The sequence below is a fragment of the Saccharothrix sp. ALI-22-I genome (genome assembly GCF_001984175.1).
Taxonomy (GTDB): Bacteria; Actinomycetota; Actinomycetes; order Mycobacteriales; family Pseudonocardiaceae; genus Actinosynnema.
The window spans coordinates 59,099-77,490 of record NZ_MTQP01000062.1; the positions used below are offsets into that span (position 1 = coordinate 59,099).

Sequence of the window (18,392 nt, forward strand, 5' to 3'; positions counted from 1 at the left end):
CGTTACTCCCCCTTCACAGCAGCCCGGCGGACCGGGCCCAGCGGTACTTGGCGCCCAGCACGTCGACCGGCTTCTCCGTGGTGTACGGGTAGGCCACGATGCCGTGCCGGTACAGGTGTTCACTGGCTTCTTCGACTTCGACGTCGCCGGAGAGCGAGGCGACGACGGGCTTGTGGATGCCCTTGTCCCGGTAGTGCTGCACGACTTCGACGACGAGTTCGGCGAACACCATGGGCGGTGTGACGATGGTGTGCCAGTAACCGAGGATCAGCGCGTGCACGCGCTCGTCCTGCAGGCCGAGGGCGATGGTGTTGCGGTAGGTGGACGGCGGTTCGCCGCCGGTGATGTCGACCGGGTTGCCCGCCGCGCCGAACGGCGGGATGAACTCGCGGAACGCCGCGTCGAGGTCGGCCGGGATCTCCATCAGGGTGAGGTCGTTGTCCACGCAGGCGTCGGACAGCAGCACGCCGGAGCCGCCCGCGCCGGTGATGATGACGACGTTCTCGCCCTGGGGTGCGGGCAGCAGGGGCACGCCGCGCGCGTACTCCAGCATGTCGTTGAGACCGGGCGCCCGGATGACGCCGCTCTGCCGCAGGATGTCGTCGTAGACCTTGTCGTTGCCGGCGAGCGCGCCGGTGTGGGAGCTCGCGGCTTTCGCGCCTTGGGCGGTGCGGCCAGCTTTGAGCACCACGACCGGCTTCTGCCGGGACACCCGTTTGGCGGTTTCTGCGAACGCGCGACCGTCCTTGAGGTCTTCCAGGTGCATGGCGATGAGTTGGGTGTTGTCGTCCTGTTCGAAGAACGTGAGCAGGTCGTCCTCGTCGATATCGGCCTTGTTGCCCACGCCGACGATGGCGGACACGCCCATCCGGGCGGAGCGGCTGAACCCGAGGATCGCCATGCCGATGCCCCCGCTCTGCGAGGACAGGGCGACCCCGCCCTTCACGTCGTACGGGGTGCAGAACGTAGCCGAAAGGTTTTCAGGTGTGTAGTAGTAGCCGTAGATGTTCGGCCCCAGGATGCGCACGCCGTGCTTGCGAGCGATGGCCACGACCTCGTCCTGCAACTCGTGGTTGCCGGTCTCGCCGAAACCGGACGGGATGAGGATCGCGCCCGCCACGCCTTTCGCGCCGACCTCCTCCAACGCGGCCGGCACGAACTTGGCCGGGATGGCGAACACCGCCACGTCCACATCGCCGGGCACGTCGGCGATGCTGCGGAACGCCTTGCGGTCCATGATCTCGTCCGCTTTGGGGTTGATCGGGTGGATCTCGCCCCGGTAGCCGCCGTTGACCAGGTTGCGCATCACCGAGTTGCCGATCTTGCCGGTCTCGTTGGACGCCCCGATCACCGCCACCGCGGCCGGTTTCATGATCCGGTTCATCGAGGCCAGGATCTCCTCCTGGCTGAACCGGACCGGCTCGCGCGCGGCCTCCTGGTCGACCAGGATGCGCACGTCGACGGCGGTCGCGCCGTCCGGTGTGGCCAGCACCGGGTTGAGGTCCACCTCGGCGAGTTCCGGGAAGTCCGTGACCAGGTCGCCGACCCGCCGGATCAAGTCGGCGAGGGCGTCCCGGTCGGCCGGTGGGGCGCCGCGCACCCCGCGCAGCACCTCGGCCGCGGCGATGCCGTCCACCATGGACATCGCCTCGTCCGCGGTGGTCGGCGCGAGGCGGAACGTGACGTCCTTGAGCACCTCGACCAGGATGCCGCCCAACCCGAACGCGACGATCTTGCCGAACGTCTCGTCCGTGGTCGCGCCGATGATCACCTCCTGGCCGGAGGTCATCAGCTGCTGCACCTGGACGCCCACGATGTCCGCGTCGGCGTTGTAGGCCACGGCGTTGGCGATGATCGTGTCGAAACCCGCCGCCACCTCCTCGGCGGTGCGCAGGCCGACCAGCACACCGCCCGCCTCGGTCTTGTGCAGGATGTCCGGCGAGACGATCTTGAGCACCACCGGCAGGCCGATGTCCCCGGCCAGCGCGACCGCCTCGTCCCGTGACGCGGCCAGGCCCTCGGCCGGGGTCGCGATCCCGTAGGCCTGGCAGACCAGCCTGCCCTCGGGCGCGGTCAGCGAGTCGCGCCCCTCGGCGGTGACCGCCGCGATGATCCGTTCGACCGCTGCCCGGTCGTAGTCCGGCATGACGTCTCCTTGAAGATTCGAGGGGTGTCAGATGGCGCCGATGGCTTTGAGTCGCTCCAACTGCTCGGGCGGGTAGCCGAGTTCGGCCAGCACCTCGCCGTTGTGCTCGCCCAGCAACGGCGACCGCCGCACGTCCACCGGGGAGTCGGAGAGCTTCAACGGGCTGCCCACGGTCTTGTAGGCGCCGCGCTCGGGGTGCTCGACCTCGACGACCGTGCCGAGTTCGGCCAGCGTCTCGTCCTCGATCAGCTCCCGGGTGGACAGGATCGGCCCGCACGGGATGTCGTGGGCGTTGAGCGCGTCCAGGACCTCCCACTTGGTGTGCCGCTCGGTCCACTCCTCGATCAGCGCGAACGCCTTGTCCAGCTTGTCCAGCCGGGCTTCGGGTGTGGCCCACGCCGGGTCGTCGGCCAGCTCCGGCTTGCCGATCAGGTCCGTGATCGGCTTCCAGCCGACCGGCTGGATGATCACGTAGATGTAGTCGTTGGGTCCGCCGGGCGCGCAGCGCACCGCCCAGCCGGGCTGCCCGCCGCCGGACGCGTTGCCCGAGCGCGGCACCTCGTTGCCGAAGTTCTCGTTCGGGTACTCGACCAGCGGGCCGTGCGCCAGCCGCTGCTGGTCGCGCAGCTTCACCCGGCACAGGTTGAGCACCGCGTCCTGCATGGCCACCTGCACGCGCTGGCCGCGGCCGGTGGACGTGCGCTGGAACAACGCCGCGAGGATGCCCGCCACCAGGTGGATGCCGGTGCCCGAGTCGCCGATCTGGGCGCCGGTCGCCAGCGGCGGGCCCTCCTCGAAACCGGTGGTGCTCATCGAGCCGCCCATGGCCTGCGCGATGACCTCGTAGGCCTTGAAATCGGCGTACCGGCCGGGGCCGAAGCCCTTGATGGACGCGTACACCAGGCCGGGGTTGAGCTCCTGGAGCCGCTCCCAGGTGAAGCCGAACCGGTCCACCACGCCCGGCCCGAAGTTCTCCACCAGCACGTCGGCCGACGTGACGAGCCGGCCGAAGACCGCCTTGCCCTCGTCGCTCTTCATGTTGAGCGTGATGCTGCGCTTGTTCGCGTTCAGCATGGTGAAGTAGAGGCTGTCCACCCCGGGCAGGTCGCGCAGCTGCCCGCGGGTGATGTCGCCCCGGCCCGGCGCCTCCACCTTGATCACGTCGGCGCCCAGCCACGCCAGGATCTGCGTCGCCGACGGTCCGGATTGGACATGCGTCAGGTCCAGGACCCGGACGCCATCGAGAGCCTTGCCCATTGCACGTCCTCCTTCTTGCTCGCTGGGATCGAGGAAACTCCTTGTCGCATAACCAGAGCGTTACTTGTACATGGTCTGGTTCATGGTTCCCGGCGCGTACGCGTCGGGGTCCACCCAGACGTTGATCAACGACGGCAGACCGGATTCGCGCGCACGCCGGAGAGCGGGCGCGATGTCCTTGGGGTCGCGCACCTCTTCGCCGTAGCCGCCGAGCATCCGGGCGAACTCGTCGTAGCGGACGTCGCCCAGCGTGTTGCCGACTCGTTCCCGCGCCACGCCGTACTTCTGCGCCTGGCCGTAGCGGATCTGGTTCATCGACGAGTTGTTGCCGACGATGCCGACGAACGGCAGGTTGTAGCGCACCAGGGTCTCGAAGTCCCAGCCGGTGAGGCTGAACGCGCCGTCGCCGAACAGGGCCACGACCTCCTTGTCCGGCCGGGCCAGCTTGGTCGCCAGCACGAACGGCACGCCGACGCCGAGCGTGCCCAGCGGACCGGGGTCCATCCAGTGGCCGGGCGACTTCGGCTGCACCACCTGGCCGGAGAAGGTGACGATGTCGCCGCCGTCGCCGATGTAGATCGAGTCCTCGGTCAGGAACTCGTTGATCTCGTGCACCAGCCGGTACGGGTGGATCGGGGTGGCGTCGGAGTGCAGCTGCGGCAACCGCTTGGCGCGCGCCTTCTCCTCCACCCCTTGCAGTTCCTCCAGCCACGGCTTGCGCGCCACCGCGCCGGTGTCCGTGCGGCCCGACGCCGCCTGGGTCACCGCGCTCAACACCAGGTCGGCGTCACCGACGATGCCCAGGTCGACGTCCCGGTTCTTGCCGACGGTGCGGTAGTCCAGGTCGATCTGCACCACCGTGGCCTGCGCGGAAAGCCTGCGGCCGTAGCCCATCCGGAAGTCGAACGGGGTGCCGACGATGACGATCACGTCGGCGTTGTCGAACGCGTAGCGCCGGGACAGCTGGAAGTGGTGCGGGTCGCCGGGCGGCAGCGTGCCGCGGCCCGCGCCGTTCATGTACGCGGGGATGTTCAGCGCCCGCACGAGTTCGACCGCCGAGTCGGTGGCGCGCGTGGTCCACACCTGGCTGCCGAACAGCACGACCGGCTTCTTCGCGTGCACCAACAGGTCGGCGAGCCGTTCGACCGCGTTGGGGTCGCCCGCGTTGCGGGTGGAGGCGCGGTAGCGGCCGGCCTCCGGGATGCGCGCCTGGTCCAGTCGCACCGACGCGTCGAGCACGTCACGCGGGATCTCCAGGAACGACGGGCCGGGCGCGCCGTTGTAGGCCTCGCGGAACGCCATGGACACCAGGTCGGCGATCCGCGCGGTGGACGGCACGGTCGCGGCGAACTTGGTGATCGGGGTCATCATGTCCACGTGCGGCAGGTCCTGCAGTGAACCCATCTTGTGCTGGCTCAGCGCTCCCTGGCCGCCGATCAGGAGCATCGGGCTCTCCGCCCGGAACGCGTTGGCCACGCCGGTGACCGCGTCGGTGGTGCCCGGCCCGGCGGTCACCACGGCGCAGCCCGGTTTGCCGGTGACGCGGGCGTAGGCGTCCGCCGCGTGCGCGGCCACCTGCTCGTGCCGCACGTCGATCACGGCGATGCCCTCGTCCACGCAGCCGTCGTAGATGTCGATGATGTGGCCGCCGCAGAGGGTGAAGATCGTGTCGATGCCCTCGGCCTTGAGTGCCTTGGCCACCAGGTGCCCGCCGGAGATCAGTTCCGGGCCCGCATCGGGAACGCCTGCCGGCCCCGCGCTGTCGCCCGTCGCCGGCCTGGTCGTCGCAGCCTCGGTCGTCGCAGCCTCGGTCGCTGTCCGCGCCATGTGCTGGTCAACTCCTTCGATCGCGGCCGGCTCCGCTCCTGAGGAGTCGGTTCCGACCCTGGAACTGGCCCGGTTGTAGATTGCATACCGTATGGGGTAGCCATATAGTTACGCCTTGTTCGCGCCGATGTCCAGAGCCTGGAACCCCGGAAGTTCCGCGGGACTCCCCGCCGCTCGCCGTCGGCGCCCCACCGCGCGGAGAGGACCTTCTGCCGTGGATCTGCACGAACACCAGGCCAGGGATCTGTTCGCGGCGCACGCCGTCCCGGTGCCCCACGGCGTGCTCGCCGTGACACCGGACGAGGCGCGCGCCGCGGCGACGTCGATCGGCGGGACCGTTGTGGTGAAGGCGCAGGTGAAGACCGGCGGCCGGGGCAAGGCGGGCGGTGTGAAACTCGCGCACACGCCGGCGGGGGCACGGGAGGCCGCCTCCGACATCCTCGGGTTGGACATCAAGGGCCACGTGGTCCGCAAGGTGCTCGTGGTCGAGGCCAGCGAGATCGTTTCGGAATACTACTTCTCGTTCCTGCTGGACCGGGCGAACCGGACGTTCCTCGCGATGGCGTCCGTCGAGGGCGGCATGGACATCGAGGAGGTGGCGGCTCATCGGCCTCACGCGCTGGCCCGCGTGCCGGTGTCGTCGGTGGATCTCGCTCGGGCGCACGAGATCGTCACGGCGGCGAAGTTCCCGCCCGCGGTGGCCGACCGGGTGGCGGACGTGATCGTCCGACTGTGGGAGACGTTCGTGGCGGAGGACGCCACGCTGGTCGAGGTGAACCCGTTGGCGCTCACGCGGTCCGGCGACGTGATCGCGTTGGACGGCAAGATCACGCTGGACGGGAACGCGGCGTTCCGGCACCCGTCGCACGCCGCGCTGGCGGACGAGTCGGCCGAGGACCCGCTGGAGGCGGCGGCTCGTGCCCGCGGTCTCAACTACGTGAAGCTGGACGGCCAGGTCGGCGTGATCGGCAACGGCGCCGGGCTGGTGATGTCCACGTTGGACGTGGTCGCGTACGCGGGTGAGCGGCACGGCGGCGTGCGGCCCGCGAACTTCCTCGACATCGGCGGCGGCGCGTCCGCCCGGGTGATGGCCGACGGACTGGACATCATCCTCAACGACCCGGACGTGCGGTCGGTGTTCGTCAACGTCTTCGGCGGCATCACCACGTGCGACGCGGTGGCCGACGGGATCGTGGCGGCGCTGACCCTGCTCGGCGACGCGGCCACCAAACCGCTGGTGGTGCGGTTGGACGGCAACAACGTGGAGGAGGGCCGCCGCATCCTGCACGAGGCGGCGCACCCGTTGGTGACCGTGGTCGACACGATGGACAACGCGGCCGACAAGGCCGCCGAACTCGCAGCCGTGGGGGTTTGAGATGGCCGTCTTCATCACTTCGCACAGCCGGGTGATCGTCCAGGGCATGACCGGCGCGGAGGGCGCCAAGCACACCAAGCGGATGCTCAAATCCGGGACCCGGATCGTCGGCGGCGTGAACCCGCGCAAGGCCGGGGAGATGGTCGACTTCGACGGTCACGTGCTGCCGGTGTTCGGGAGTGTCTCGGACGCCATGGCGGCCACGAGCGCCGACGTGACCGTGGTCTTCGTGCCGCCCGCGTTCACGAAGGACGCCGTGGTCGAGGCGATCGACGCGGGGATCGGGTTGGCCGTGGTGATCACCGAGGGCGTGCCCGTGCACGACACGGCGGCGTTCTGGGCGCACGCGGTCGCCGCCGGTGGGCGGACGCGGATCATCGGCCCCAACTGCCCCGGCGTGATCAGTCCTGGTCGGTCGAATGCGGGGATCATCCCGGACGACATCTGCGGGCCGGGCCCGATCGGGTTGGTGTCGAAATCGGGGACGTTGACCTATCAGCTGATGTACGAGCTTCGGGACATCGGTTTCACGACCGCGATCGGGATCGGTGGCGATCCGATCATCGGCACGACGCACATCGACGCGCTGGCCGCGTTCGAGGCCGATCCGGAAACCGAGGCGATCGTGATGATCGGTGAGATCGGCGGTGACGCGGAGGAACGCGCGGCATCGTATATTCGCTCGCACGTGACCAAACCGGTCGTCGGATATGTCGCGGGTTTCACCGCGCCCGAGGGCAAGACCATGGGGCACGCGGGTGCGATCGTATCCGGTTCGACGGGGACGGCGCAGGCGAAAAAGGAAGCTTTGGAAGCGGCGGGCGTGCGAGTCGGGAAAACGCCCAGTGAGACGGCGCGATTGCTCCGCGAAATACACCTGACCGAGTGATGCTCCACGAATGCCCGTTCTAATAGAATAAGAGGCATGGAATCCGTGCCCGCCCTGTTGTCCGACGACGGCTTGTTCGCCGCCGTCGTCGGACATCGAGGCGTCCGTGCGCGAATTCCACCTGCGCCGCCTCCAGGTATTGGCGGAAGTGTTGCGGCGCGGCCTGGACATGGACACCTACCAGCGGTTGACGAGGGCGAACCCGGCGGACGCGAAGCAGTGGACCGCGCAGGTCAGCCTGTTCATGCCGTCATCACCCCGACCGGACAACCGCTGGGACCGCTGCACTCGGCGACCGGCTCGGCGCTGGCCGAGCACGACCTGTCGGACGGTCACCTGCGTGAACTGACGCGAGCGATCACGAAGTTGCGCCTCCCCGACGACTCGGAACCGATCCTGGTCGACGCGGCGCTCTCACTGGAGCCGAAATCGGTCAGGCAATCGGCCGACCGCATCCGCGACCGAATCGACCAGGACGGGATCGACGAGCTGGACGAGCCGGCCGCCGAACCCGCGGACGTGTTGTACGTCCGCGACCTGCCCGGCGGCCGGGTCGAATTCTGGGGCGAATTGTCGGCGGAAACCGGAGCGCGGTTCACGGCGATGCTTGAGCCGTTGTCACAACCGCGTCCCGACGGTCCGAAAGATCGCGCGCACCGGTTGAGGGAGGCCTTCGGCGATCTCGTCGGCTTGGCCTCGCGGTATGAACGCCTGCCGTCGGAGGCGGGGGAACGGCCGCACATCAGTGTGACGGTGGATTTCGAGACGTTGCGGCGGGGCGTGGGGCACGCGGTGCTCGACGGCGACCACTACCTGAGCGAGGCACAGGCCCGGCGGATCGCCTGCAACGCCAAAATCATCCCCGTGGTGATGGGCGGGGACTCCGAAGTCCTGGATCCGGGGCGGACCAAACGGACCGTGAATGTGGCGCAACGCAAGGCGTTGCACGCCCGGGACCGGGGTTGTGCCTTTCCGGGGTGTTCTCGGCCGCCGAAATGGACTGACGCGCATCACGTGCGGCATTGGGCCGACGGGGGCGATACCGACCTGGGCAACCTCGTGTTGCTGTGCCGCGCGCATCACAGCCTGGTCCACCACTCGCAATGGTCGATCACGATGACCGGCGGAGTGCCGGTGTTCATTCCACCTCGCCACGTCGACCCGGCCCAGTTGCCCCGGCAGAACCTCCTCCACCGGCCACCGGTAGCCATCGCGGCCTGACGGGCTCAGCGTTCGATCAGGCGGTGGCGGCCTGCGTAGACGTTCATCGTGGTGCCGCGCAGGAAGCCGACCAGGGTCATGCCGACCTCGGCGGCCAGGTCGACCGCCAAGGATGACGGCGCGGATACCGCCGCAAGGAACGGGATTCCGGCCATCGCCGCCTTCTGCACCAACTCGAACGACGCCCGCCCGCTCACCATCAGCACGGTGGAGGTGAGCGGCAGGCCGCGTTCCCGCATGCCCCAGCCGACGACCTTGTCCACGGCGTTGTGCCTGCCGACGTCCTCCCTCAGGCACAGCAGACGGCCTTCCGCGTCGAACAGGCCGGCCGCGTGCAGGCCGCCCGTGCGGTCGAAGACGCGTTGCGCGGCACGGAGTTCGTCCGGCAGCAAGGCCAGCGTGTCGGCGTCGATGGTGAGCGGGTCGTCGGCTACCGGCCACGTCGCGCTCGTGCGCACCGCGTCGAGGCTCGCCTTGCCGCACAACCCGCACGACGACGTCATGTAGAAATTCCGCTCGATCGACGGATCGGGCAGCGGCACGCCTTCCGCCAAGCCGACGTCCAGCACGTTGAACGTGTTGCCGCCGTCGGCGGTCGCGCCCGCGCAGTACCGGATCGTGCTGACGTGGTCGGCATCGCGCACCACGCCCTCGCTCACCAGGAACCCCGCCGCCAGGTCGAAATCGTCACCCGGCGTGCGCATGGTCACGGACAACGCCTTGCCGGCGACCCGGATCTCCAGCGGCTCTTCGACGGTGAGCGTGTCCGCGCGGGCGTCGGCGACGCCGTCCACGACCCGCACGACCCGCCGCCTGCTCGTCACCCGTCCCATGTGGACACTCCTTCGTCTCGCACAACGCGATGCACTCGGCCAGGAGCCGGCGCAGTCCCTCGTCCCCCGCTCGATCCGCCACCGTCCTGGTCGCCCGGTGGACCGCCGACGTCGGCCACCACGGCGTCCGCCACGTCGGTTCCCGGCCGGCTGCTTTCAGACAGTGCTGGACGATCGCCTGGGTACAGCGCGCTCCGGAGGTTCCTAACAGCGGCACGGCGAACGGGAGCAGCGCGCGTCGGCCTGCGGCGGTGCACGAGTCGTTCACACACCGGGCCACCGCCGCCAGCACCGGGTGCACGGTCGCGGGTCGGTCCGTCCACTCCTCGTCCGCCAACGTGGACACCAACTCCAGCAGGCAGCAGCCGTGCGCGGGCGTGACGTGCCGTCCCGGTGCCAACCGGGGCAGCCGGGTGGTCACGACGCCTCACGTGGGAGCGGCAGCAGTCGGCGGGGACGTCCGGGGTGGCCGAACCGCCCGCCCAACGCCGCGCCCGCCACACCGAGGACGGCGGCGGCGAGGAACGCGCCCGGGTAGCCGTGCGCCACGACGACCAGTGACGCCAGGCCGACGCCCACGACGCCGCCGAGTGCCTTGGCGCTGTAGATGATCGCGAAGTTCAGCGGCGCGGTGTCCTCGCCGAAGTACTCGCGCACCAGGCCGACCAGCAGCGAGTAGCAGCAGCTCGTGCCCAGACCGGCGACGCCCGCGCCGATCAGCAACGCCACGGCGTCCTGCCGTTGCCCGCCGAACAGCAGCACCAGTTGGGCCAGGCCGCCGGTCGCCATCGCCAGCCGCAGCGTGAGCCGGCGGCCGATGGCCTCGGAGATCCGCCCGGCGAGCAGCCGACCCGCGCCCGCCGACGCGGCCGGCACCGCCAACGCCACCGCCGCGAACACCGTGCCGTCCGGCACTGTGTCGACTACCAGGGCGGCGAGGAACACCAGGTCGAACAACGACACGGCCGCCGCGAACGCCACCGTCACGTACATCGGCACGAGAACACCGCTGCGCAGCGCCTCCCCCGGCTTGAAGTGGCGGATCGCGGGCCGGTTGCTGCGGTGCGTGCGGGTTTCGCGCCGACGCGGGTCGATGTCGGCGGGCCACCAGTTGCGGGGCGGATCGCGCAACGGCAGCCCGCACGCGGTCACGACCACCAGCACCACCAGCGCCGCCACCGAAAGGAACACGGCCCGGTTGCCCAGGTCGAACCACACGCCGGCGGCCAGCGCGAACGGCACGCCGCCGAGCGCGAACACACCGGTGATCAGGGATATCCGGCCGGTGACCCGGTCCGGGAACCAGCGGATGACGGTGCCGACGCACGTCGCGTAGACCAGGCCCGTGCCGACGCCGCCGATCAGCGAGTAGCCGAGGTGGACGACGAGCAGGTGGTCGGCGAACCCGAGGGTGAGCAGTCCGATCGCGCTGAGCGCCGCGCCGAGCACGACGGCGGTGCGCGGTGGCAGCAGACCGCGTTCGCGCAGCCACGCGGCGGGGAAGGCGATCCCGGCCTGGCACGCCGTCCAGAGCGCGAACGCCCAGCACAGCTCGACCAGGCTCCACCGCTGTTCGAGGGTGGGCACCAGGGCGCCGAACCCGTACTGGCCGGTGCCGGTGACGAGCATGGCGATACCGCTCAGCCAGGCGATCCGGCCTCGTGGACGGCCCAGCAGCTCGTGGTCCGACTCGCCGATGCGGTAGCGGCGGCCGTAGACGTCGAGGACTTCACGCACCTGCATGAGGGCTACCTCCTTGCAGATTGTATACAGTATTGAGTAGCCTACTACCTTGTATGCATTCCTGAACACCCTTCAGGCGGGCGGAGGCCACATGACCGTGGTGGAACGGGTACTCGCCGTGATCGAGGCGCACCGCGGCGACCGGGGCGCGTTGCTCCCGATCCTGCACGGCATCCAGGCCGAATTCGGCTACGTCGACCAGTCGGTGATCCCGCTGGTGGCCAAGGAGCTGAACCTGTCCCGGGCCGACGTGCACGGCGTCGTCACCTTCTACAGCGACTTCCGCAGCGAGCCCGCGGGCCGCGTCACCGTGCAGCTGTGCCGCGCGGAGGCGTGCCAGGCGGTCGGGTCGGAGCGCCTGGTCGAGCACGCCGAGGCCGCGTACGGCGTGAAAGTGGGACAGACCAGCGCGGACGGCGCGGTCACCCTGGCGCAGGTGTTCTGCCTGGGCAACTGCGCCCTCGGACCCGCCGCCCAGGTCAACGGGCGGCTGCACGGACGGCTCGACCCGGCCCGGCTGGACGGCGTGATCAACGCGGAATTCACAGTGTCATCCCCCTCTGGAAGGACGTCATGACCACCACCGTGTACGTCCCACGTGACGCCGCCGCCCTCTCGGTCGGCGCGGACGCCGTGGCCGCCGCGATCACCCGGGAAGCCGCGCTCACGGGTCGGGCCGTCCGGGTCGTCCGCAACGGTTCGCGCGGCATGTTGTGGCTGGAGACGCTGGTCGAGGTGGTCACCGAGGCCGGGCGGATCGGGTACGGGCCGGTGACCTCCGACGCGGTGCCCGCGTTGATCGCGGACGGGATGCTGGACGGCGCACCGCATGAGCTGCGGGTCGGCGTGGTCGAGGAGCTGCCGTGGTTCCGGGCGCAGAACCGGCTGTGCTTCGCGCGCGTCGGCGTCACCGATCCGTTGTCACCCGAGGACTACCTCGCGCACGGCGGGTTGACGGGACTGCGCCGGGCGTTGGAGATCGGGTCGGCCGCGACCGTGGCCGAGGTGACCGATTCCGGGTTGCGCGGGCGGGGTGGAGCCGGGTTCCCGGCCGGCATCAAGTGGAAGACCGTCGCGGACACACCAGGTGAGCTGAAGTTCGTGTGCTGCAACGCCGACGAGGGCGACAGCGGCACGTTCGCGGACCGGATGCTCATCGAAGGTGATCCGTTCTGCCTGATCGAGGGAATGACCATCGCGGGTTTCGCGGTGGGCGCCACCGAGGGCTACATCTACATACGGTCGGAGTACCCCGAAGCGGTGCGGACGTTCCGCCGGGCGATCGACATCGCCTACGCGCAGGGTTGGCTCGGGGACGACGTGCTCGGGTCCGGGCTGAAGTTCGACCTGATGGTGCGAGTCGGCGCGGGCGCGTACATCTGCGGTGAGGAAACCTCCATGCTGGAGAGCCTGGAGGGCAAGCGGGGCGTGGTGCGGGCGAAGCCGCCGATCCCCGCGATCACCGGCCTGTTCGGCAAGCCGACCGTGGTGAACAACGTGCTGACGTTGGCCTCGGTGCCCGCGATCCTGGCCGACGGCGGCGCGGCCTACCAGGCGCTGGGCGTGCAGCGCTCGCGTGGCACGCAGGTGTTCCAGCTCGCGGGCAACATCGCGCGCGGCGGGGTGTTCGAGACCGCGTTCGGCATCTCGCTGCGGGACCTGGTCGAGGAGCACGGCGGTGGCACGTTGTCCGGCCGGCCGGTGCGGGCGGTGCAGGTCGGCGGGCCGCTGGGGGCGTACCTGCCGGCGTCCGGGCTGGACCTGGCGATGGACTACGAGGCGTTCGCCGAGGCGGGCGCGATGCTCGGCCACGGCGGGATCGTGGTGTTCGACGACACCGTGAACATGGCTTCGATGGCGCGGTTCGCGTTCTCGTTCTGCGCGGAGGAGTCCTGCGGCAAGTGCACGCCGTGCCGGGTCGGGGCGGTGCGCGGGGTCGAGGTGATCGATCGGATCGTCGGCGGCGAGGACGTGGACGACAACCTGGCCCTGTTGGGCGATCTCTGCGAACTGATGACCGACGGGTCGTTGTGCGCGATGGGCGGGCTGACGCCCAACCCGGTGCGGAGCGCGCTCCAGCACTTCGCCGACGACTTCACGCCAAGGAGGGTCACCCCGTGACGATCTTGAAGGAACCGGACTTCGGCACACCGGCGTCGACGTCCTCGACTTCGGTGACCGTGGAGGTCGACGGCATCCCCGTGACCGTGCCGGAGGGCACGTCGGTCATGCGCGCCGCCGCGACCAGCGGGATCGACATCCCCAAGCTGTGCGCGACGGACAGCCTGGAGCCGTTCGGGTCGTGCCGGCTGTGCCTGGTGGAAATCGACGGCCGGCGCGGTACGCCCGCGTCGTGCACCACGCCGGTGGCCGACGGGATGAAGGTGCGCACGCAGACGCCGAGGCTGGAGAAGCTGCGGCAGGGCGTGATGGAGCTCTACATCTCCGACCACCCGTTGGACTGCCTGACCTGTTCGGCCAACGGCGACTGCGAGTTGCAGGACATGTCCGGCGCGGTCGGGCTGCGGCAGGTGCGGTACGGGTACGAGGGCGAGAACCACCTGTCGTTGGAGAAGGACACCAGCAACCCGTACTTCGACTTCGAGCCGTCCAAGTGCATCTCGTGCTCGCGGTGCGTGCGGGCGTGCGGGGAGACGCAGGGGACGTTCGCGTTGACCATCGAGGGGCGCGGGTTCGAGTCGAAGGTGTCCCCCGGCGGGCTGTCGTTCATGGCGTCCGAGTGCGTGTCGTGCGGCGCGTGCGTGCAGGCGTGCCCGACGGCGACGTTGCAGGAGAAGTCCGTGGTGCAGCTGGGGATGCCCAGCCGGACGGTGCTGACCACGTGCGCGTACTGCGGTGTCGGTTGCTCCTTCAAGGCCGAGCTGCGCGGTGACGAACTGGTGCGGATGGTGCCGTACAAGGACGGTGGGGCGAACGAGGGCCACTCGTGCGTGAAGGGGCGGTTCGCGTTCGGTTACGCCACGCACCCGGATCGGGTGTTGGGCCCGATGATCCGGGAGAAGATCACCGATCCGTGGCGTGAAGTGTCGTGGGAGGAGGCGATCACCTACACGGCGTCACGGATGCGGGAGATCCAGTCTTCGTACGGGATCGGCTCGATCGGCGGGATCACGTCGTCGCGGTGCACCAACGAAGAGGTGTACGTGGTGCAGAAGTTGGTGCGGGCGGCGTTCGGGAACAACAACGTCGACACGTGCGCGCGGGTGTGCCACTCCCCCACCGGGTACGGGCTGAAGCAGACGTTCGGCGAGTCGGCGGGCACGCAGGACTTCCGTTCGGTGGCGGCAGCCGACGTGATCGTGGTGATCGGGGCGAACCCGACCGACGGCCACCCGGTGTTCGCGTCGCGGATGAAGCGGCGGCTGCGGGAGGGCGCGAAGCTCGTCGTGATCGACCCGCGCCGGATCGACCTGGTGCGCTCGCCGCACATCGAGGCCACCCACCACCTCCAGTTGCAGCCCGGCACGAACGTGGCCGTGGTGAACGCGTTCGCGCACGTCGTGGTGACCGAAGGGCTGGTGGACGCGGAGTTCGTGGCGGCGCGCTGCGAGGGGTACGAGGAGTGGGCGTCGTTCATCGCGCAGCCGGAGAACAGCCCCGAGGTGGTCGAGTCGATCACCGGGGTGCCGGCGGCGGAGATCCGTGCGGCGGCCCGGCTCTACGCCTCCGCCGGCAACGCCGCGATCTACTACGGGCTGGGCGTGACCGAGCACAGCCAGGGTTCGACGATGGTGATGGGCATGGCGAACCTGGCCATGGCCACCGGCAACGTCGGCCGTGACGGTGTCGGGGTGAACCCGCTGCGCGGGCAGAACAACGTGCAGGGGTCGTGCGACATGGGCTCGTTCCCGCACGAACTGCCGGGCTACCGGCACGTGTCGGACGACGCGGTGCGCACGGTGTTCGAAGGGGTGTGGGGGCGGAGCATCCTGCCGACGCCCGGCCTGCGCATCCCGAACATGTTCGACTCGGCGATCGCGGGCACGTTCCGCGGCCTGTTCGTGCAGGGTGAGGACATCGCCCAGTCCGACCCGAACACCGCGCACGTGACGGCGGCGTTGACGGCGATGGACCTGGTGGTGGTGCAGGACCTGTTCCTGAACGAGACGTCGAAGTTCGCGCACGTGTTCCTGCCGGGCACGTCGTTCCTGGAGAAGGACGGCACGTTCACCAACGCCGAGCGCCGGATCAACCGGGTGCGGCCGGTGATGGCGCCGAAGACGGGCAAGCACGAGTGGAAGATCGTGTGCGAGCTGGCGGCGGCGCTGGGCTACGACATGCCGTACAAGCACCCGCGCGAGATCATGGACGAGATCGCGGCGTTGACGCCGACGTTCGCGGGGGTGTCGTTCGCCGCGCTCGACCGGTTGGGCAGCATCCAGTGGCCGTGCAACGAGAACGCGCCGACCGGCACGCCGACCATGCACGTGGACTCGTTCGTGCGCGGCAAGGGCAAGTTCGTGCCGACGTCGTTCGTGCCGACCAGCGAGCGCACAACCCGCAAATTCCCGCTCATCCTGACCACCGGGCGGATTCTGAGCCAGTACAACGTGGGCGCGCAGACCCGGCGGACGGCCAACATCGCCTGGCACCCGGAGGACGTGCTGGAGATCCACCCGCACGACGCGGACGTGCGCGGAATCGGCGACGGCGATTCGGTGACGTTGGCCAGCCGGGTCGGCGCCACCTCACTGCGCGCGGTCCTGTCGGACCGGATGCCGGTCGGTGTCGTCTACACGACCTTCCACCACCCGGTGACCGGCGCGAACGTGGTGACCACGGAAAACTCCGACTGGGCGACCAACTGCCCGGAGTACAAGGTGACAGCGGTCCAGGTAGCCCTCCGCTCCCAGCCGCCCGATCCAGCGGAGGCCGCCGACGAACTCACCGCAGCCCGCGAACGGGCGGTGATCGACTGACCATGAGCGGCACAACCCCACCCACCGTCCGACTGGCCAACGAAATCGCCCGCCAGTTCCACCACCAACCCCCCGACACCGCCGCAACCGCCATCGCCACCCACATCGAACGCTTCTGGGACCCCAGAATGCGAACCGACCTCCAACACCACGCCACCACCGCCCCCGAGTCCCTGGACCCGGTAGCCCTGGCCGCAGCCAAACTGGTCGGCTCCTGACCGTTATCCGGGGTGACCGGCTTGGTGCACCGGTCACCCCATCAGCGCGGCCAGCTTCTGCCGGGTCTTGACGGTGTTCGGATGCTCCTCACCGAGCGTGCGCGTCTCCGCCTCCAACACCACCCGGTACTCCGCCTCGGCCTCGTCCCGCCGGCCGAGGTCGGCCAGCACGCCCGCGAGGTGGTAGTGGGTGACCAGGGTGGTCGAGTGCTCGGGACCGTAGACCTGGACCTCCAGCGCCAGCGCCGACCGGAACGCGACCTCCGCGTCCGCCAGCCGCCCCTGCTCGCGGATCAGGTCGGCCAGGCGGTAACGGCTCATCACGGTGTCCGGGTGCAGCGGCCCCAACACCCGTTCCTTCCGCTCGACCACCTCCAGGTGGTCGCGTTCCGCCGCGACCAGATCCCCGCTCTCGCCCCGAACGTGGCCCAACTTGTGCCGGACGCTCAGTACGATGTGGTGGTCGGCGCCGTACATGCGTTCCTGCACGTCGAGCACCGCCAGGTACTCCGCTTCCGCCTCCTGGTAGCGCTTCTGACCACGGTACAGCCACGCCAGGCAATTCCTAGTGCGAAGCGTGTCGGGATGGGTCGGCCCGAGAACGCGTTTCTGTGCCTCCACCACGCGATGGTGCTCGGCCTCCGCAGTGGCCAGGTCGCCCCGGACCTCCCACAGGTGACCGAAGTCGTGCCTGACATTCAGGGTGTCGGGGTGGTCTGCGCCGTACCGACGGGTGCTCTGGTCGAGCAGCCGGCGGTACTCGACCTCCGCGTCGTCCAGTCGCCCCTGCTTGCGCAGCACTAGCGCGAGGATGGATCGCACGCCCAACAACGGTCGCGGTATCTCGTCGGAGTCCGGGTCGAGCACCGCGAGCACGCCGCGCAGTTCCGCTTCGGCCTCCGCATACCGACTGTGCGTTTCGAGTACCTGGGCAAAGCACTTCCGCATCTCCAGCACGTCGGTGTGCTGCGGCCCGAGCTGGTCGAACATGACCGCGAGCACGTCGCGGTGTTCCGCCTCGGCCTCGGCGAACCTGCCCACTGCCGCCAGCAGGTGGCCAAGGTGGTGCCTGCTATTCAGGGTGGGGAGCGCGGTGTCGCCGAGTGTCCGGCTCCGCTCCGCCAGCACCGCGCGGAACTCGGTCTCCGCCTCCGTCCACCGGCTCTGGTGCCGCAATATCCAGGCCAGGCGGTTGCGGGTGGTCAAGGTGACCGGTGAGTCCGGGCCGAGCACTCGCACCTGGTCGTCGACCAACGACCGGCATTCGGCCTCGGCACCGGCGAGGTCACCCTTGTCGCTCAGCAGGTACCCCAAGGCATGCCGGGCGCGGAATGTCTCCATGTGGTCTTCGCCGACCGCCACCCGGCTGAGCGCGATGGCCCGGCGGTAGAGCGCTTCGGACGATTCGTCGGCGTTGTCGAAGACCAGCAGCCACGGCTCGGCCTGGTGGTCGAGGTTGCGCCACAGCAGTTCGATCGCCGAACCGCCACGGCCCGCCCACGCCTCCTGCACCTCGTGCGAGTCGGCACCGGCCTGCAACGCCACCTCGGCCAAGCCCGCCACGAGGCTGCCCTGCGACGAGGCGTCCACCCACCACACCCTCGGCAGGCTCCGGGCCGCCTCCAGGGCGACGGTGGTCTTGCCGAAGCCACCCCCGGCCGCCAGCACCGCGATCGAGCCGCCCAGGTCGTCGGTCACCGCGGCGACCAGCTCGGACCGGCCGCACACCTTGTGGTTCAGACGGCCCAGCGGAGGCGCGACCGAGGTGCCCGAGGTGATCGGGGCGCGCCGGGCGGCGTAGTAGTGGTTGGTCGTGTGGTTGATGTCGCGCAGGGCCTGTTCCGCGGTACCGCCGAACATCGCCTCCGCCCGCTGGGTGCCTTCCACGGTCGAGCTATATCACCTCCTTTCTCGGGTGGGACCCGTTTTGTGCGGAGTGCCCA

General features: G+C 69.6%; 13 protein-coding genes. 7 read left to right on the forward strand and 6 right to left on the reverse strand.

What is annotated here, in order from left to right; genetic code table 11:
- Positions 1-13: 13 nt before the first annotated feature.
- The 3 genes from ALI22I_RS21995 to ALI22I_RS22005 are packed head-to-tail and all read right to left on the reverse strand — an operon-like array spanning position 14 to position 5,230.
- Positions 14-2,146: an acetate--CoA ligase family protein gene (locus ALI22I_RS21995; protein WP_077007423.1), complete on the reverse strand. Its 2,133-nt coding sequence runs from the start codon at positions 2,144-2,146 to the stop codon at positions 14-16.
- Positions 2,147-2,173: 27 nt separating this feature from the next.
- Positions 2,174-3,403 (reverse strand): formyl-CoA transferase, encoded by a 1,230-nt coding sequence (gene frc, locus ALI22I_RS22000; RefSeq protein ID WP_077007424.1) that lies wholly within the window; start codon positions 3,401-3,403, stop codon positions 2,174-2,176.
- A gap of 60 nt (positions 3,404-3,463) precedes the next feature.
- Positions 3,464-5,230: a thiamine pyrophosphate-binding protein gene (locus ALI22I_RS22005; protein WP_083751923.1), complete on the reverse strand. Its 1,767-nt coding sequence runs from the start codon at positions 5,228-5,230 to the stop codon at positions 3,464-3,466.
- 214 nt (positions 5,231-5,444) lie between these two features.
- Here ALI22I_RS22005 and sucC point away from each other — a divergent pair, with 214 nt between their 5' ends.
- Genes sucC through ALI22I_RS22020 form a run of 3 tightly spaced genes read left to right on the forward strand, consistent with a single transcriptional unit; the run spans position 5,445 to position 8,715 of the window.
- Entirely contained in the window at positions 5,445-6,605 is a 1,161-nt protein-coding gene (sucC, locus tag ALI22I_RS22010) for an ADP-forming succinate--CoA ligase subunit beta (protein WP_077007425.1), read from the forward strand.
- 1 nt (position 6,606) lies between these two features.
- Positions 6,607-7,494 (forward strand): succinate--CoA ligase subunit alpha, encoded by an 888-nt coding sequence (gene sucD, locus ALI22I_RS22015; protein WP_077007426.1) that lies wholly within the window; start codon positions 6,607-6,609, stop codon positions 7,492-7,494.
- A 45-nt stretch (positions 7,495-7,539) separates the two neighbouring features.
- Entirely contained in the window at positions 7,540-8,715 is a 1,176-nt protein-coding gene (locus ALI22I_RS22020; RefSeq protein WP_179118308.1) for an HNH endonuclease signature motif containing protein, read from the forward strand.
- 5 nt (positions 8,716-8,720) lie between these two features.
- Here the strand turns inward: ALI22I_RS22020 and fdhD are convergent, their stop codons facing one another.
- Positions 8,721-9,548: a formate dehydrogenase accessory sulfurtransferase FdhD gene (gene fdhD, locus ALI22I_RS22025; protein WP_077007428.1), complete on the reverse strand. Its 828-nt coding sequence runs from the start codon at positions 9,546-9,548 to the stop codon at positions 8,721-8,723.
- Between the two features lie 417 nt (positions 9,549-9,965).
- Complete coding sequence (locus tag ALI22I_RS22030; RefSeq protein ID WP_077007429.1) at positions 9,966-11,291, reverse strand: MFS transporter; 1,326 nt, start codon at positions 11,289-11,291, stop codon at positions 9,966-9,968.
- 91 nt (positions 11,292-11,382) lie between these two features.
- On the opposite strand from ALI22I_RS22030, the gene ALI22I_RS22035 reads away from it, so the two are divergent.
- Genes ALI22I_RS22035 through ALI22I_RS22050 form a run of 4 tightly spaced genes read left to right on the forward strand, consistent with a single transcriptional unit; the run spans position 11,383 to position 16,449 of the window.
- Positions 11,383-11,868, forward strand: coding sequence for a formate dehydrogenase subunit gamma (locus ALI22I_RS22035; RefSeq protein ID WP_077007430.1), 486 nt, complete (start codon positions 11,383-11,385; stop codon positions 11,866-11,868).
- The gene (locus tag ALI22I_RS22040) at positions 11,865-13,412 is read left to right on the forward strand and encodes a formate dehydrogenase beta subunit (protein WP_077007431.1); all 1,548 of its coding nucleotides are present in this window, start codon (positions 11,865-11,867) and stop codon (positions 13,410-13,412) included. Before ALI22I_RS22035 ends, ALI22I_RS22040 begins: the two co-directional genes overlap by 4 nt.
- Entirely contained in the window at positions 13,409-16,231 is a 2,823-nt protein-coding gene (gene fdhF, locus ALI22I_RS22045) for a formate dehydrogenase subunit alpha (protein ID WP_077007432.1), read from the forward strand. Before ALI22I_RS22040 ends, fdhF begins: the two co-directional genes overlap by 4 nt.
- Before the next feature lie 2 nt (positions 16,232-16,233).
- The gene (locus ALI22I_RS22050; RefSeq protein WP_077007433.1) at positions 16,234-16,449 is read left to right on the forward strand and encodes a formate dehydrogenase subunit delta; all 216 of its coding nucleotides are present in this window, start codon (positions 16,234-16,236) and stop codon (positions 16,447-16,449) included.
- A 33-nt stretch (positions 16,450-16,482) separates the two neighbouring features.
- Here the strand turns inward: ALI22I_RS22050 and ALI22I_RS22055 are convergent, their stop codons facing one another.
- Complete coding sequence (locus ALI22I_RS22055) at positions 16,483-18,336, reverse strand: tetratricopeptide repeat protein (RefSeq protein ID WP_077007434.1); 1,854 nt, start codon at positions 18,334-18,336, stop codon at positions 16,483-16,485.
- Positions 18,337-18,392: the final 56 nt, after the last annotated feature.

Coding starts and splice junctions, on each gene's coding strand:
- ALI22I_RS22035 (WP_077007430.1), top strand. CDS start 11,383: ATGACCGTGGTGGAACGGGTACTCGCCGTGATCGAGGCGCACCGCGGC.
- ALI22I_RS22005 (WP_083751923.1), bottom strand. CDS start 5,230: ATGGCGCGGACAGCGACCGAGGCTGCGACGACCGAGGCTGCGACGACC.
- fdhD (WP_077007428.1), bottom strand. CDS start 9,548: ATGGGACGGGTGACGAGCAGGCGGCGGGTCGTGCGGGTCGTGGACGGC.
- sucD (WP_077007426.1), top strand. CDS start 6,607: ATGGCCGTCTTCATCACTTCGCACAGCCGGGTGATCGTCCAGGGCATG.
- ALI22I_RS22030 (WP_077007429.1), bottom strand. CDS start 11,291: ATGCAGGTGCGTGAAGTCCTCGACGTCTACGGCCGCCGCTACCGCATC.
- ALI22I_RS21995 (WP_077007423.1), bottom strand. CDS start 2,146: ATGCCGGACTACGACCGGGCAGCGGTCGAACGGATCATCGCGGCGGTC.
- ALI22I_RS22040 (WP_077007431.1), top strand. CDS start 11,865: ATGACCACCACCGTGTACGTCCCACGTGACGCCGCCGCCCTCTCGGTC.
- frc (WP_077007424.1), bottom strand. CDS start 3,403: ATGGGCAAGGCTCTCGATGGCGTCCGGGTCCTGGACCTGACGCATGTC.
- ALI22I_RS22050 (WP_077007433.1), top strand. CDS start 16,234: ATGAGCGGCACAACCCCACCCACCGTCCGACTGGCCAACGAAATCGCC.